Origin of the sequence: Sphingobium sp. PNB, assembly GCF_019873065.1 — a bacterium.
Lineage (GTDB): Bacteria > Pseudomonadota > Alphaproteobacteria > Sphingomonadales > Sphingomonadaceae > Sphingobium > Sphingobium fuliginis.
The window spans coordinates 18,205-33,273 of record NZ_JAINEZ010000058.1; the positions used below are offsets into that span (position 1 = coordinate 18,205).

Genomic DNA, 15,069 nt, shown 5'->3' on the forward strand with positions numbered 1-15,069 from the left:
TGTCCGGAGAGGGTTCCCCGCCCGCGCGGGGATGACGGATTCACCTTAGAGCGGAATATTGTCGTGCTTCTTCCAGGGGTTCTCCAAAGCCTTGTTCCGCAGCTTGCGCAGCCCCAGGGCGATCCGCTTTCGGGTCGAATGCGGCTGGATCACCTCGTCGATGAAGCCCTTGCCCGCCGCCACGAAGGGGTTGGCGAAGCGGTCCTCATATTCCTTGGTCTTTTCCGCGATCTCTTCGGGCGTCTTGCCCCGGAAGATGATCTCCACCGCGCCCTTGGCCCCCATCACCGCGATTTCGGCGGTGGGCCAGGCATAGTTGAGGTCGCCCCGCAGATGCTTGGAGGACATGACGTCATAGGCCCCACCATAGGCCTTGCGGGTGATCACGGTGATCTTCGGCACGGTCGCCTCGGCATAGGCGAACAGCAGCTTCGCACCATGCTTGATGATGCCCGAATGCTCCTGCGCCGTCCCGGGAAGGAAGCCGGGCACGTCGACGAAGGTCACGATCGGAATCTCGAACGCATCGCAGAAGCGCACGAAGCGCCCGGCCTTCTTGGACGAGTTGATGTCCAGCACCCCGGCAAGCACCATCGGCTGGTTCGCGATGACGCCCACCGTCTTGCCCTCGACCCGGCCGAAGCCGCAGATGATGTTGCCCGCATGGGCGGGCTGCACCTCGAAGAAGTCGCCCTCGTCCACCACCTTGCGGATCAGCTCATGCATGTCATAGGGCTGGTTCGCATTGGCGGGGACCAAAGTGTCCAGGCTGTCCTCGATCCGGTCCCACGGATCGGCGCTCGGCCGCTCCGGCACCGGCTCCTTGTTGGACGCCGGCAGGAAGTCCACGAAATCGCGCACCGCCAGCAGCGCCTCGATGTCGTTCTCGAACGCAAGGTCGGCCACGCCCGATTTGGTGGTATGCGTCACCGCCCCGCCCAGTTCCTCCTGCGTCACGACCTCGTTGGTGACGGTCTTCACCACGTCCGGGCCGGTCACGAACATGAAGCTCGAATCCTTCACCATGAAGATGAAGTCGGTCATCGCCGGCGAATAGACCGCGCCGCCCGCGCACGGCCCCATGATCACGCTGATCTGCGGCACCACGCCCGACGCCAGCACATTGCGCTGGAAAATCTCGGCATAGCCCGCCAGCGAAGCCACGCCTTCCTGGATGCGCGCGCCGCCCGAGTCATTGAGGCCGATCACGGGAGCGCCCACCTTCAGCGCCATGTCCATGATCTTGCAGATCTTCATCGCGTGCCGTTCCGACACCGCGCCGCCATAGACGGTGAAGTCCTGGCTGAAGACATAGACCAGCCGGCCGTTGATGGTGCCCGATCCGGTGACGACGCCGTCGCCGGGGATATGCTGCCCGTCCATGCCGAAGTCGATGCAGTTGTGCTCGACATACATGTCCAGCTCCTCGAAGCTGTCCTCGTCCAGCAGCACGTCCAGCCGCTCCCGCGCGGTCAGCTTGCCCTTGGCATGCTGCGCGTCGATGCGGCGCTGTCCGCCGCCCAGACGCGCGGCCTCCCGCTTGGCTTCGAGCTGTTCGATGATGGCGAGCTTCGACATATCAGGCTTTTCTCCGGCTTGTCGCGGACGTCTATGTCCGCCCCTTCCCAATCTTTCCGCATTTTCGCAAATGCAATTTTGCCAATTTGCAAATCGCGATTTTGCAAATTATGGACGATCCATGGCTCGTGGCAATCGAATCTTCGCAGGACCGCGCCTGCGCCAACTCCGTCTCGACCATCGCATGGACCAGGCGACCATGGCCCAGGCCCTTGGCATATCGGTATCCTATCTCAGCCAGCTTGAGAATGACGACCGCCCCCTGACGGCCAAGGTCAAGGCGGCCGTCGCCAGCGCCTTTCCCACCGACTGGGCCAGCTTCGACAGCCGGGAGGAGGAACAGCTTCTGGGCGCCTTCACCTTCGCCCTCGCCCATCCCGAACTGCCCGGCGTGCCGATGGAGCCGGAACGGATCGAGAAGCTGCACCTGCATTTCCCCGAATTCGCGGCGCGCTATGTCGACCTCTACAATGCCCATATGCGCGCCAATGAACGCATCAACATGATCGAGGAGGCCATAGCCAACGATCATGCGGTGCAGGCCCGCCTGCCCTGGGAAGCGGCGCGGGACTGGTTCCACGAAGCGGGCAATTACGTCCATGTCCTTGACTGCCTGGCGGAGGACATGGCCGCCAGCTTCACCGCCGGCCAGACGCTGGACGAAGGCATGCTGGTGGAGGCGCTGGCCCGCCGCCACGGCATCGAAACGCTGATCGCGGAAACGCCGGATTCCGCGCTCCGCTCCTATACCAGCAGCGAAAAGCGCCTGTTCGTGAACGCGGCCCTGCCCACCGAAAGCCGCAAATTCATGCTCGCCCACCAGTTGATGATGCTGGAGGGGCAGGCCGTGATCGCGGACGTGGTCAACAGGGCGGCGCTGCCCGTGCCCGGCGCGGACCGGCTGCTCGCCATCGGCCTCGCCAATTATGCGGCGGGGGCGCTGCTGATGCCCTATGCCCCCTTCCGCGAAGCCGCCCGCGAAGTCCGCCATGACATAGACCGTCTCGCGCGCCGCTTCGGCGTCAGCTTCGAACAGGCCTGCCACCGCCTCTCGACGCTGCAAAGGCCCGGCCTGCGGGGCATCCCCTTCTTCTTCTGCCGCGTCGACATGGCGGGCAACATCACCAAGCGTCACAGCGCCACGCGCCTGCAATTCGCCCGCTTCGGCGGCGCCTGCCCCTTATGGAACGTCCATGAAGCGGTCGCGGTCCCCGACCGGATCAACGTGCAACTGGGCGAAACGCCCGACGGCGTCCGCTATGTGTCCATGGCGAAGGGTCTGGTTAAACCCTCCGGCAGCTACAGCCGCACGCCGCGCCGCTTCGCCGTCGTGCTGGGCTGCGAAATCGCGCATGCCGCCAATTTCGTCTATGCCGACGGCCTGCAACTGGAGGTGGAGGGCGCGGCGACCCCGATCGGCATCACCTGCCGCCTCTGCCCCCGCCAGAGCTGCGACCAACGCGCCTTCCCGCCCGCGGACCGCCCGATCCGCGTCGATCCCGACAATCGCCAGATCGTGCCCTATTGGATCGGCTAAGGCACACCGCTTTCCTCGCAGCGCCCGCGCCCGCTAGAGCCAATCGACATTCAGATGATGACGAGCCGAAAATGGTGGTTTTTCGTGACCCGGAGCGCAGCCTACTCAAAGGTAGGTGAGCACCGGAAGCACGGAAAAGCGTCATTTGCAGGCCGTCAGGGCTGAATGTCGATTGGCTCTAGGCTAATCCGGCAATTCCAGTTCCCCCTCCAGAAAATCGAGAAAAGCCCGCACCCGCGCCGCCAGCCGGTCCTGCGCGGAATAGAGCGCGTGAATATCCTCGCCCTCCCCCGTGCTGAAATCGCCCAGCACCTCGACCAGCCGCCCTTCCCGCACATCGGCGGCGACGTGAAAGCGCCCGTGCCGCGCTATGCCGCCGCCCGCGATCGCCATCTGCCGCACGACCTCGCCCGAATTGCCGAAGAAACGCCCCTGCACCGGACGCTGCACCGTCCGCCCGCCGATCCGGAAGGCCCAGCTGTCCACCGACCGACGAAAGCTGAACTGCAGGCAGTCATGCCCGTCCAGATCGTCCGGCCTGAGCGGCATGCCCCGCGCAGCCAGATAGGCGGGACTGGCGACCAGCACCATGCGGCTGCGCCCCAGCTTCTTGGCGCGCAGCCGCGTATCGCGCAGCGGCCCGATCCGGATGGCGATGTCGGCCCTCTCCTCGACCAGGTCCACCACCGCATCGGATAACGCCAGATCGACCGTCACGGCCGGATGCCGGGCCAGAAAGCGGGGCAGGATCGGCAACAGGCAGTGGATGCCGAAGGATACGGAGGCATTCACCCGCAACAGCCCTCGCGGTCCCTGCTCCTCCTGCCCCAGCCTGCTTTCGACATCGGTCATTTCCGCCATCAGCGCCGACATCCGGTCGCGATAGGCGGCCCCTTCCATCGTCAGCGCCAGCGACCGCGTGGTCCGCCGCAGCAGGGTGACGCCCAGCCGCTGCTCCAGCCGGGCGATGCTGCGGCTGACGGCGGACGGCGTCAGCCGCAAAGCCCTGGCGGCGGAGGCAAGGCTGCCCTCCTGCGCCACCGCCAGAAACGTCTCTATATCCCCGAAGCGGTTATCCATGCATCGCTCATGATCTGAAATCACTTCTATAGTGACGACGATCATTCTAATCATCAATGATCCCTTCTCCTATTTCTGCGTTCACCCACGCAGAACAGGAGTTGCCCCATGGATCTGAAACTCAACGGCAGGACCGCCCTCGTCACCGGATCGACCGCCGGGATCGGCTTTGCCATCGCCAGGCGCCTTGCCGAAGAAGGTGTGGAGGTCGTGATCACCGGCCGCAATCAGGCCAAGCTCGACGATGCGGCCGCGCAGCTTGCCCAGTCCGGCAGGGTCCGCCCGATCCTGGCCGATCCCGCGACGGCGCAGGGCGCGGCCACGCTCATCGAAGCCGCTCCGGACGTCGACATCCTCGTCAACAATCTCGGCATCTACGAAGCCAAGCCCTTCACCGAAATCTCCGACGAGGACTGGCATCATTTCTTCGAGGTCAACGTCGTCAGCGGCGCCCGCCTCGCCCGTCATTATTTCCCGCGCATGATCGCGAAGAACTGGGGCCGCATCATCTTCATCGCCAGCGAAAGCGCGCTGGTGATCCCCGGCGAGATGATCCACTACGGCATGACCAAGACCGCCCAGCTCGCCATCGCCCGCGGCCTGGCCGAACAGACGCGCGGCACCGGCGTGACGGTGAATACGGTGTTGCCCGGCCCCACCCGTTCGGAAGGGATCGTCGACTTCATCCAGTCGGTGGTCGAGAACAAGGACGCGCCCGAGGCCGAACGCGAAGCGGAATTCTTCCGGACGCTGCGCCCGCTCTCCCTCGTCCGCCGGCTGATCGAGGCGGACGAGATCGGATCGATGGTCGCCTATCTCGCCAGCCCGCTCGCCGCCGTCACCAACGGCGCGGCGATCCGGGCGGAGGGTGGGATCGTCCCCACCATAGCCTGATAGGGCCGCCCGATATGGGCGCCCGATCCATATCCTGCTTGCGGGAACTGGCCCTGTCGCTCGTCTGTCTCTCCGGATAGGAAGGACGGATGAGCGACACGGACATTCTCATGGACACGCCCCTCCGGCACGAACTGGCGGAAGCCGGCTATGCCCGCCTGTCCGGGGCAGACCTGTTCGAACGGCTCCCCTCCGCCGGCTGGAACGCGCTCGCGCGAAGCTGGGACGATCTCGGCCCCGATCTCTATATGGCGGACGGAGGGCGCTATCGCCGCCGCCGCCACGCGACCTTCGCCTGCGAACAGGGCGTCTTCACGCGCCAACCGCATCAGCCGCATTTCCAGAGCCGCGACTATAATCCCCTGAATGGCGATGTGCAGCGCTGGTTCGATCCCGTCGAGCAGGGCACCATCGACAATAGCGCGATGCAGGCGATCTTCGCCTTCTGCGCGCGCAGCTTCCCCCTGGCCGGACGGCAGCATGTCGAACTCCACCAGTTCCGCATAGAGGCCCGGACCGGGGAACTGGGCCGCCCCACGCCGGAGGGCATGCACCGCGACGGCGTGGACTGGGTCTTCGTCATGCTGGTCGAACGCCGCAACGTCCGCGAAGGCGTCACCCGCATCGGCACGCCGGAGGGCGGTGCATTGGGCGAATTCACCCTTGCCCGCCCGGGGGACGCGGTGCTGATCGACGACCACCGCATCATGCACGGCGTCACCGAAATCCATGCGGTCGACCCGGCGCAACCCGCCTGGCGCGACGCTCTCGTCCTCACCTTCGCGGCCGACGCCTGAGCCTTATTTCAACAGCACCAGCTCCTCGGCCATGCTCGGATGCAGGGCGACGGTGTCGTCGAACTCCTGCTTGGTGAGGCCGGCCTTCACCGCAATCGCCGCCGCCTGAAGGATTTCCGGCGCATCCGGCCCGATCATGTGCAGCCCGACCACGCGATTGGTCGTCGCGTCCACCACCATCTTGTAGAGCGCCCGCTCGTCCCGCCCGGCCAGCACATTCTTCATCGGCCGGAAGTCGGAGGTATAGACCTTCACCGTCCCATATTTGTTCTTCGCCTGCGCCTCGGTCAGCCCCACGCCCGCCAGCGGCGGATGGCTGAACACGGCGGAGGGCACGCAATCATAATCGACCGTGCGCGGATTGTCCCCGAACACCGTATCCGCAAAGGCATGCCCCTCGCGGATCGCGACGGGGGTGAGCTGCATCCGGTCGGTGACGTCGCCCACCGCATAGATGCTCTCGCAGCTCGTGCGGCTATATTCATCGACCTTGATCGCGCCCTTGTCGCTCAGTTCGACCCCGGCATTCTCCAGCCCCAACCCATCGACATGCGGCTTGCGCCCAGTTGCGAAGACCAGCAGGTCGCAGGCGATCGGATCGCCGCTCCTGAACCGGACGCACAGCGTGCCGTCCTCATTCTTCTCGATCTTCTCCATCTCGGCGTTGAAGCGGAAATTGATCCCCTTCATCGTCGAAATCTGGAGCAGCCGGTCGCGGATCTGCTCGTCATAGCCGCGCAGCAGGGTGTTGGACCGGTTGACGATCGTCACATGGCTGCCGAACTGGTGGAAGATGCCCGCAAATTCATTGGCGATATAGCCGCCGCCGACGATCACGATCCGCTTCGGGCATTCCTCCAGGTGGAACAGTTCATTGGACGTCACGCCATGCTCCGCCCCCTCGATGTCGGGAACGATGGGCCAGGCGCCGGTCGAAACCAGGATATATCTGGCCGTGACCTCGCGCCCGCTGGCCAGCTTCACGCCATGCGGCCCGGTGATCGTCGCCCGCTCGGGGATCAGTTCGACCTCATGGCTGTCCAGCGTGTTCTTGTAGAGTCCCTCCAGCCGGTCGACATCGGCCAGCACATTGTCGCGCAGCGTCGTCCATTCGAAGCCGCAATCGGGCACATTCCAGCCGAAGCGCCGCGCATCCTTCAGATCCTCTGCAAAATGCGCGCCATAGATGAGCAGCTTCTTGGGCACGCAGCCGCGAATGACGCAGGTGCCGCCGACCCGATATTCCTCGGCCACCGCCACCTTCGCGCCATGCGCCGCCGCCACGCGCGAAGCCCGCACGCCGCCGGATCCCGCCCCGATGACGAAAAGGTCGAAGTCGTAATTGCTCATCCATCCCTCCGCTAGATTGCGCCCGCATATGGAGCGTCCCCAGCAGAGTTACAAACCAGAATCTTCTCACTCCCCTCCCGCAGGCGGGAGGGGCCGGGGGTGGGCGCTAGCAAAACGGGGCCCTCCCACCTCCAGAAGCGGCTTATCCGTCAAACCCCGCCCAAAGCCAGATCGATCAAAGCCATGGTCGAAGGATCGAACCCCTTCGGCCCCTCCGCCTCGATGGACCTGGCGATTTCCTTGCCCAGCTCGACACCGAACTGATCGAACGGATTGATCCCCATCAGCACCGCATTGGCAAAGGTCCGATGCTCGTAGAAAGCGATCAGCGCCCCCAGAACCTCCGGCGTCACGTCGTCCAGCAATATGGTGGTCGAAGGCCGGTTCCCCGGATAGGCCCGCGCCGGATCGGCCTCATTATCCTTGCCCCGCAGCAAAGCCGCGCCCTGCGCGAAGCAGTTCACCAGCAAGGCCCGATGATGCGCCGGATCGAGCGCATGGCCCGGCTCGATGGAGGCGATGAACTCCACCGGCGTCAGGATCGTCCCCTGATGCAGCAGCTGGAACACGGCATGCTGCGCGTCCGTGCCGACGCCGCCCCAGGTGATCGCCGCCGTCGGTCCATCGACGGGCTTGCCGTCGCGCGTCACGCTCTTGCCGTTGCTCTCCATCTCCAGTTGCTGGAGATAGGAGGGCAGCAGACGCAGCCTTTCGTCATAGGCGAACAGCGCCCGCGTCTGGCATCCCAGCACCCGCGCATAATATTGGTCGACAAAGGCGGCGATCAGCGGCGCGTTCTGCCTGGGGTCGCTCAGCCGGAAATGCCGGTCCATCGCCGCCGCGCCTTCCAGCAGGCTCTCGAAAGCATCCCATCCCAGCGCCAGCGCCGCCGGAAACCCGATGGACGACCAGAGCGAATAACGCCCGCCTACGCTCTCCGCGAAGGGCAGCACCCGCGTCTCGTCCACGCCCCATTCGATCGCCTTGTCGGGCGATGCGGTCAGCGCGATCACCCGGCCATAGGGATCATCCACCCCCGCCTCGACCATCCAGTTGATCGCGCTCGCCGCGTTCAGCATGGTCTCCGTGGTGGTGAAGGTCTTCGAAGCCACCGCGATCAGCGTCGCTTCGGGATCGAAGCGCGAAATCGCCCGCTCCAGCGCCGTGCCGTCGACATTGGACACGATGGCGACGTCATAGCGCGCTCCGTCGCCGCCCAATGCATCGACGATCAGGTCGGGCCCCAGCGCCGACCCGCCAATGCCGATATGCAGGATATGCCGGATCGGCCCCAGCGCCTCGCCCTCTATGGCGTCGATCAACGCCCGCATCCGCGCATGGAACATCTTGGCCCGCGCCACGCTGTCGGCATTGCCCTCGCCCCGCTCGGCGGGATGCTCGGCGGCGCGGCCCTCGGTGTTGTTCACCGCCTCGCCCGCGAACAGGGCGTCCCGCTGCGCGGCAAAGCCCTTTTCCTCGGCCAGCGCCAGGAATCCCTCGAACAGCTCGTCGGTCAGATGCGTCTTCGACCAGTCGAAGCGCACGGGCCCCTGGCGCAGGGTGAACTTGCTCAGCCGGTCGGGATCGGTGGTGAAGATGGACTTGAGATCGGCCTGGGGAAGAGCCGCGAGCGCTGCCAGTGCAGGGCTGGACATTGGGATATATCCTCTTGTTTTGCCGTTGATCGATACCGACGCTGCACCTGTCGATTCTTGCCCATCCTAGCCAAGTCGTTCCGCTATTGCACCGTTCGAGGGGAAAAATCGGGCTGCGGGGCAGCATGAAGTGACAACCCGTTGGTCTCTAGCCCGCTTGACGGCGGCTTTACTAACCCGCAAAAGCCGCGACGGCCTGTTTTCAGGGCGAATTGAAGGAAAAGACGACCAAGCATGAGCGCAAAATCCGAAACGCGGGATTTCCTCTGGTTTCTCGCAAAGCTGGCGGTGTTCGTCTTCGTCCTTCGCAGCTTCATCGTGTCGCCCTTCAACATCCCGTCGGAATCGATGCAGCCGCGCCTGCTGATCGGGGATTATCTGCTGGTGGCGAAATGGCCCTATGGCTATTCGCGCTATTCGCTGCCCTTCGGCATACCGCTGATCCCCGGCCGCATCTTCGCCTCGACGCCGCAGCGCGGCGACGTGGTGGTGTTCAAGGCGCCGCCGAACCAGAAGAACGACTATATCAAGCGCGTCATCGGCCTGCCCGGCGACATGATCTCCGTGCGCGGGGGCACCGTCTATCTGAACGGTCAGGCCATTCCGAAGCAGAAGGTGGCCGACCTCGTCATACCCGTCACCCCCAATATGGAGGATGCGGCGGCGAAGGAAGGCAGTCCCTCCCCCTGCTACCGCCCGAAGTTCGAGGAGGCCGTACCCGGCGGCCGCCAGTGCCGCTACCCCCAATATCGGGAGACGCTGCCGGGCGGCAAAAGCTACAATGTCCTCGACCTGGTGCCGGACGGCGCGGCCGACGACCGCGACACGGTGGTGGTGCCCGAAGGCCATCTCTTCATGATGGGCGACAATCGCGACCGCAGCGCCGACAGCCGCTTCCCGGCGGTCGACGGCGGCGGCATCGGCCTTGTTCCTGAGGAAAATCTGGTCGGCAAGGCGATGATCTCCGTCTTCTCGACCGATGGCAGCGCCAACTGGCTGCTGCCCTGGACATGGGTGTCCGCCGCGCGCTGGAGCCGCATCGGGGAAGGCTTTTGACGAAACCCGACACCGAAGGCTGGCTGAGCGCCCTGATCGGCCGCGCGCCGAAGGACCCGGCCGCCTTCAACCAGGCGCTGACCCATGGCAGCGCCCATGCGGTGAATTATGAACGGCTGGAATTCCTGGGCGACCGCATCCTCGGCCTGCTGATCGCGGAGTGGCTCTACGACCGCTTTTCGGGCGAACCCGAAGGCAAGCTTTCCCGCCGCTTCAACGCGCTGGTTTCCGGCGAGACCTGCGCCGAAGTCGCCCGCAGCGCCGGGGTTCCGGCTCATCTGGTGCTCGGCAAGCAGGCCCGCGACGATGGCGCCGCCGACAGCGACAATGTGCTGGGCGACGTCATGGAGGCGCTGATCGGCGCGCTCTATCTGGAGGGCGGCCTGGAGGAGGCCCGCACCCTCGTCCGCCGTCTCTGGGCCGACCGCGTCGACACCCAGTCCAGCGCGCCCAAACACCCCAAGTCCGCACTCCAGGAATGGGCCGCCGCCAACAAGCGCAAACCGCCGGAATATGCGATGACCGACCGCTCCGGCCCCCACCACGCCCTGAAATTCACGGTAACGGTCAGCATCAAGGGCGCAGGCGAAGCAAGCGCGACGGGCGGTTCCAAGCAGGAAGCGGAAACCGCGGCGGCAAAGGCATTGCTGGAGAAGCTCACCACCTAAGTCCCGCCCCGCCTCCGTTCGCCCTGAGCCTGTCGAAGGGCTTTTCTTTCTTTTCGGGAAAGTCATGCCCTTCTGGACCTACCTCCTCCACTGCGCCGACCGCAGCTTCTACACCGGCCACACCGACAATCTCCAAACCCGCATCGCGCAACATGAGGCAGGCGCAATCCCCGGCCACACCCAAAACCGCCGCCCTATAAAACTGGTCTGGTCGCAGGAGTTCGGAACCCGTATGGAGGCGCTTGAAGCAGAGCGCCAAATCAAAGGCTGGAGCCGGGCCAAGAAACTCGCTCTCATTCGCGAGGATTGGACACTCATCTCTACCTTGGCGCGCTCGAACCAAGAAAAGGAAAGCCCTTCGACAAGCTCAGGGCGAACGGAGTGATTTTTTGAGCCTAAATCCTGAATCCCAACGCTGCGGCGTCATCGCCATAGTCGGCGCGCCCAATGCGGGCAAATCCACGCTGGTCAACGCGCTGGTAGGCCAGAAGGTGGCGATCACCAGCCCCAAGGCGCAGACCACCCGCACCCGCGTCATGGGCGTCGCGATAGAAGGCGACGCGCAGATGGTGCTGGTCGACACCCCCGGCATCTTCGCCCCCAAGCGCCGCCTTGACCGCGCCATGGTGCAGGCCGCATGGGGCGGCGCGCAAGGCGCCGACCTGATCGCTCTGGTCGTCGACGGCAAGGCGGGCCTCGGCGCCAAGATGGAACCGATCGTCAGCGCCCTCGCCGCCCGCCCGGAGAGGAAATGGCTGATCCTCAACAAGGTCGACATCGCCATCAAGGAAAAGCTGCTGGTCCACACCCAGCGGCTCTACGAACAGCTCGACATAGCGGAGACCTTCTTCGTCAGCGCGGCGACCGGCGACGGCCTTCCCGAACTCAAGACCGCCTTCGCCAGGGCCATGCCCGAAGGCCCCTGGCACTTCCCGGAGGATCAGGTTTCCGACGCCACCGACCGCATGCTGGCGGCGGAGATCACGCGCGAACAGCTCTATCACCAGCTCCACGCCGAACTCCCCTATGCCGCCGCCGTCGACACGGAAAAATATAGCGAGCGCGAGGACGGATCGGTCGAAATCCACCAGCAGATCCTCGTCGGCCGCTCCAGCCAGCGCGCCATCGTGCTGGGCAAGGGCGGCCAGCGCCTCAAGGAAATCGGCTCAAAGGCCCGCGCCGAACTGGCCAGCCTGCTCGGGGTCAAGGTCCATCTCTACCTCCACGTCAAGGTGAAGGAAGATTGGGAAGACGACCGCTTCATCTACCGCGACATCGGCTTGGATTGGGTGGAGTAAGCCAACCCGCTTATCAATCATCGTCATTCCCGCGCAGGCGGGAATCCATCACCTGATCTTGCGCCAGGCACAATTTATGGGAGATGGATTCCCGCTTTCCGGGGATGACGAGCATAATTACTCCGCCGCCACCTTCTTCTTGGCAGGCGCCTTCTTCGCGGCAGGCTTCTTCGCCGCACCCTTTTTCGCCGGCGCCTTCTTCCCCTTCTTCGCAGGCGCCGCCGCAGCCCGCGCATCGATCAGTTGCGCAGCCTCCTCCAGCGTCAGGGCATCCTGCTCGATGGTCTTGGGCAGCGTCGCATTGGTCGTGCCATCGGTCACATAGGGACCATAGCGCCCCGCCATCAGCTTGATCTCCGCTTCGGTGCGCGGATGCTTGCCCAGCACCTTCAGCGGCTCCCGCGACGAAGCCCCACGCCCGCCCTTGTTCGCCGCATCGGCCAGCTTGGCCACGGCGCTGTTCATCCCCACCTCGAAAATCTCCGCGGTGGAGGACAGCCGCCCATATTTGCCGTCATGCAGCAGATAGGGCCCGAACCGCCCGATATTGGCCACGATGGGCTTCCCCGTCTCCGGATGCAGCCCGATCTCGCGCGGCAGGCTCAGCAGCTTCACCGCCCAGTCCAGCGTCAACTCGCCATCGGGCAAATCCTTGGGAATGGAGCCGCGCTTCGCCTCCTTGCCCTCGCCCATCTCGATATAGGGTCCGAACCGCCCGGATTTCCGGACAATATCCTGCCCGGTCTCGGGATGCTGGCCCAGCACCTCCGGCCCCTTGTCCTCGCCATCCTTGTCGCCGCCCGGCTGCCCGAACTTGCGCGTATATTTGCACTCCGGATAGTTGGAGCAGGCGATGAACGCGCCGAACCGCCCGCCGCGCAGCGACAATTGCCCGTCGCCGCACATCGGGCAGGCACGCGGATTGGACCCGTCCGCCTTGGGCGGGAACAGCATCGGCTCCAGAAACTTGTCCAGCTCGGCCGTGATGTCCGACGGCTTCTGCTCCATCACCTCGGCGGTCTTGGGCTTGAAGTCGCGCCAGAAGGCTTCCAGCACCGCCTGCCACTGGGCCCGCCCGCCGGAAATCTCATCCAGCTCATCCTCCAGCCCCGCCGTGAAGTCGTAGGACACGTACCGCTCGAAGAAACGCTCCAGGAAAGCCGTTACCAGCCGCCCGCTTTCCTCCGCGAAGAAGCGATTCTTCTCGATCCGCACATAATCGCGGTCCTTCAGCACCTGAAGCGTGGAGGCATAAGTGGACGGCCGCCCGATCCCCAGTTCCTCCAGCTTCTTGACCAGCGACGCTTCCGAATAGCGCGGCGGCGGCTGGGTGAAATGCTGCTCCGCCGTCACCCTCTTCTTGGCGGGAGCGTCGCCCACGCCCAAGCGCGGCAGCAGCCTCGAATCATCGTCTTCCGCATCGTCGCGCCCTTCCTCATAGAGCGCCAGGAACCCCGGAAAGATCACCACCTGTCCGGTGGCGCGCAGCCCATGCTGCCCGGTCGCATCGACCAGATCGACGGTCGTCCGCTCCAGCCGCGCCGAAGCCATCTGGCTCGCCAGCGCCCGCTTGAAGATCAGGTCGTACAGCCGCGCATGGTCGCCCGATCCCACCTTGTCGCGCGAAAACTCGGTCGGACGAATGGCCTCATGCGCTTCCTGCGCATTCTTCGCCTTGGTCTGGTACTGGCGCGGCTTTTCGGGCAGATAGCCGCCGTCATAGCGCTCCGCGATCGCCTTGCGCGCGGCGGAAATGGCGCTGCCGTCCATCTGCACGCCGTCGGTCCGCATATAGGTGATCGCGCCATCCTCATAGAGCTGCTGCGCGATCCGCATCGTATGGCTGGCGGAGAAGCCGAGCTTGCGCGCCGCCTCCTGCTGAAGCGTCGAGGTCGTGAACGGCGGCGGAGGATTGCGCGAAACCGGCTTGGTCTCGACCTTCTCGACGGTGAAGCGCCCGGCCTCCACATCCGCCTTCGCGGCCATGGCGTCGCCTTCCCTGCCGATGGTCAGCCGCTCGATCTTCTCGCCGCGCCAGCGCACCAGCCGCGCAACGAAACCCTGTCCGCCCTGCTCCATCTCGGCCGCGACCGACCAATATTCCTGCGGCACGAAGCTTTCGATCTCGCGCTCCCGGTCCACGACCAGCCGCAAGGCCACGGACTGCACCCGCCCCGCCGACTTCGCGCCGGGCAGCTTGCGCCACAGCACCGGAGAAAGCGTGAAGCCCACCAGATAATCCAGCGCCCGCCGCGCCCGATAGGCGTCGATCAGATCCTCGTCCAGCGCGCGCGGCTGGGCCATCGCCTCGGTCACCGCCTGCTTGGTGATCGCGTTGAAGGTCACGCGGTCCACCTTCTGCGGCAGCGCCTTCCTGGCGCGCAGCACCTCCTGCACATGCCAGCTTATCGCCTCCCCCTCGCGATCAGGGTCGGTCGCCAGGATCAGGCGGGTCGCCTTCTTGGCCTCGTCTGCTATGGCCTTGAGCTGCTTGCCCTTGTCGCCATAATTTTCCCAACTCATGGCAAAGCCGTTGTCGGGGTCCACCGACCCGTCCTTGGGCGGCAGGTCGCGGATATGCCCATAGCTGGCCAGCACATGGAAATCGCCGCCCAGATATTTTTCGATGGTCTTCGCCTTGGCCGGCGATTCAACGATGACAAGCTGCATTCATGCCCCGGTTCAAATTGTCTCTCACGTACACGCGCGAGTCTGAAAGCTGTTTCCGCCCTCCGTCAAGCCGCAGCGATGCAGGCGGCATTCCGCACGGTCGGGACGCCCCATCACGACAGGCTGACCTTCCCACCCGCATGCCGCTCCAGCCGGGCGGCGAGTTCCAGTTCCAGCAGCACGGTCTGCACCACGGCGGGGCCAAGGCCCGACAGCCTTATCAGTTCATCCACCGGCACGGGCGCCGGTCCCAGCAGCGCGACGACCGACGCCCGCTCCCGCTCGGCCACGTCGCCGGACGGCGGCTCGCCCGCGAAGTGGCCGCCGGGCTGCCGAACCATGCGCGGGTCGATGGCGCCGATCGCCTCGATTACGTCGGCGGCGCTCTGGACCAGCACCGCGCCCTCCCGGATCAACTGGTTGCACCCCTGGGCGCGGGGATCGAGCGGAGAGCCGGGCACGCAGCCGCTGGCCCGGCAGTTCCCG

At 65.1% G+C, this 15,069-nt stretch carries 12 protein-coding genes and 1 pseudogene; 7 read left to right on the forward strand and 6 right to left on the reverse strand.

Features of this window, described 5'->3' with window-relative positions:
• Window positions 1-45 precede the first annotated feature (45 nt).
• Window positions 46-1,578: an acyl-CoA carboxylase subunit beta gene (locus tag K7W03_RS18005; RefSeq protein ID WP_025547356.1), complete on the reverse strand. Its 1,533-nt coding sequence runs from the start codon at window positions 1,576-1,578 to the stop codon at window positions 46-48.
• Window positions 1,579-1,699: 121 nt separating this feature from the next.
• Between K7W03_RS18005 and K7W03_RS18010 the strand changes: the two genes are divergently transcribed.
• Window positions 1,700-3,115, forward strand: coding sequence for a helix-turn-helix domain-containing protein (locus tag K7W03_RS18010; RefSeq protein ID WP_025547357.1), 1,416 nt, complete (start codon window positions 1,700-1,702; stop codon window positions 3,113-3,115).
• Between the two features lie 183 nt (window positions 3,116-3,298).
• On the opposite strand, the gene K7W03_RS18015 is transcribed toward K7W03_RS18010, so the two are convergent.
• Window positions 3,299-4,195, reverse strand: coding sequence for a LysR family transcriptional regulator (locus tag K7W03_RS18015; protein WP_048578027.1), 897 nt, complete (start codon window positions 4,193-4,195; stop codon window positions 3,299-3,301).
• A gap of 108 nt (window positions 4,196-4,303) precedes the next feature.
• On the opposite strand from K7W03_RS18015, the gene K7W03_RS18020 reads away from it, so the two are divergent.
• Window positions 4,304-5,089: an SDR family NAD(P)-dependent oxidoreductase gene (locus tag K7W03_RS18020; RefSeq protein WP_048578028.1), complete on the forward strand. Its 786-nt coding sequence runs from the start codon at window positions 4,304-4,306 to the stop codon at window positions 5,087-5,089.
• Window positions 5,090-5,178: 89 nt separating this feature from the next.
• Window positions 5,179-5,886 carry a 2OG-Fe dioxygenase family protein gene (locus K7W03_RS18025; protein WP_222886969.1) on the forward strand — a complete coding sequence of 236 codons (708 nt, stop codon included), beginning with the start codon at window positions 5,179-5,181 and terminating at the stop codon, window positions 5,884-5,886.
• 3 nt (window positions 5,887-5,889) lie between these two features.
• Here the strand turns inward: K7W03_RS18025 and gor are convergent, their stop codons facing one another.
• A complete protein-coding gene (gene gor / locus K7W03_RS18030; protein WP_025547364.1) occupies window positions 5,890-7,236 on the reverse strand; it encodes a glutathione-disulfide reductase in 1,347 nt (448 codons plus the stop codon).
• Between the two features lie 149 nt (window positions 7,237-7,385).
• Complete coding sequence (gene pgi / locus K7W03_RS18035) at window positions 7,386-8,891, reverse strand: glucose-6-phosphate isomerase (protein WP_103000823.1); 1,506 nt, start codon at window positions 8,889-8,891, stop codon at window positions 7,386-7,388.
• A gap of 234 nt (window positions 8,892-9,125) precedes the next feature.
• Between pgi and lepB the strand changes: the two genes are divergently transcribed.
• From lepB to era, 4 genes are all read left to right on the forward strand, one after another.
• Window positions 9,126-9,947: a signal peptidase I gene (gene lepB / locus K7W03_RS18040; protein WP_025547367.1), complete on the forward strand. Its 822-nt coding sequence runs from the start codon at window positions 9,126-9,128 to the stop codon at window positions 9,945-9,947.
• Window positions 9,902-10,615, forward strand: a complete 714-nt coding sequence (gene rnc / locus K7W03_RS18045; protein WP_222886970.1) for a ribonuclease III — start codon at window positions 9,902-9,904, stop codon at window positions 10,613-10,615. The genes lepB and rnc overlap by 46 nt, the downstream gene beginning before the upstream one ends.
• 64 nt (window positions 10,616-10,679) lie before the next feature.
• Complete coding sequence (locus K7W03_RS18050) at window positions 10,680-11,000, forward strand: GIY-YIG nuclease family protein (protein ID WP_222886971.1); 321 nt, start codon at window positions 10,680-10,682, stop codon at window positions 10,998-11,000.
• A gap of 4 nt (window positions 11,001-11,004) precedes the next feature.
• The gene (gene era, locus K7W03_RS18055) at window positions 11,005-11,913 is read left to right on the forward strand and encodes a GTPase Era (RefSeq protein WP_222886972.1); all 909 of its coding nucleotides are present in this window, start codon (window positions 11,005-11,007) and stop codon (window positions 11,911-11,913) included.
• Window positions 11,914-12,030: 117 nt separating this feature from the next.
• Here the strand turns inward: era and topA are convergent, their stop codons facing one another.
• Both topA and K7W03_RS18065 read right to left on the reverse strand, forming a co-directional pair.
• Window positions 12,031-14,583 carry a type I DNA topoisomerase gene (topA, locus tag K7W03_RS18060; protein WP_222886973.1) on the reverse strand — a complete coding sequence of 851 codons (2,553 nt, stop codon included), beginning with the start codon at window positions 14,581-14,583 and terminating at the stop codon, window positions 12,031-12,033.
• 113 nt (window positions 14,584-14,696) lie between these two features.
• A pseudogene (locus K7W03_RS18065) lies at window positions 14,697-15,069 on the reverse strand (DNA-protecting protein DprA); the annotation flags it as partial.

Bases quoted from the DNA above. Each gene is read 5' to 3' on its own strand.
- rnc (WP_222886970.1), top strand. From the start codon at position 9,902: ATGGGTGTCCGCCGCGCGCTGGAGCCGCATCGGGGAAGGCTTTTGACG.
- K7W03_RS18020 (WP_048578028.1), top strand. From the start codon at position 4,304: ATGGATCTGAAACTCAACGGCAGGACCGCCCTCGTCACCGGATCGACC.
- topA (WP_222886973.1), bottom strand. From the start codon at position 14,583: ATGCAGCTTGTCATCGTTGAATCGCCGGCCAAGGCGAAGACCATCGAA.
- K7W03_RS18015 (WP_048578027.1), bottom strand. From the start codon at position 4,195: ATGGATAACCGCTTCGGGGATATAGAGACGTTTCTGGCGGTGGCGCAG.
- K7W03_RS18010 (WP_025547357.1), top strand. From the start codon at position 1,700: ATGGCTCGTGGCAATCGAATCTTCGCAGGACCGCGCCTGCGCCAACTC.
- K7W03_RS18050 (WP_222886971.1), top strand. From the start codon at position 10,680: ATGCCCTTCTGGACCTACCTCCTCCACTGCGCCGACCGCAGCTTCTAC.
- K7W03_RS18005 (WP_025547356.1), bottom strand. From the start codon at position 1,578: ATGTCGAAGCTCGCCATCATCGAACAGCTCGAAGCCAAGCGGGAGGCC.
- lepB (WP_025547367.1), top strand. From the start codon at position 9,126: ATGAGCGCAAAATCCGAAACGCGGGATTTCCTCTGGTTTCTCGCAAAG.
- gor (WP_025547364.1), bottom strand. From the start codon at position 7,236: ATGAGCAATTACGACTTCGACCTTTTCGTCATCGGGGCGGGATCCGGC.
- K7W03_RS18025 (WP_222886969.1), top strand. From the start codon at position 5,179: ATGAGCGACACGGACATTCTCATGGACACGCCCCTCCGGCACGAACTG.
- pgi (WP_103000823.1), bottom strand. From the start codon at position 8,891: ATGTCCAGCCCTGCACTGGCAGCGCTCGCGGCTCTTCCCCAGGCCGAT.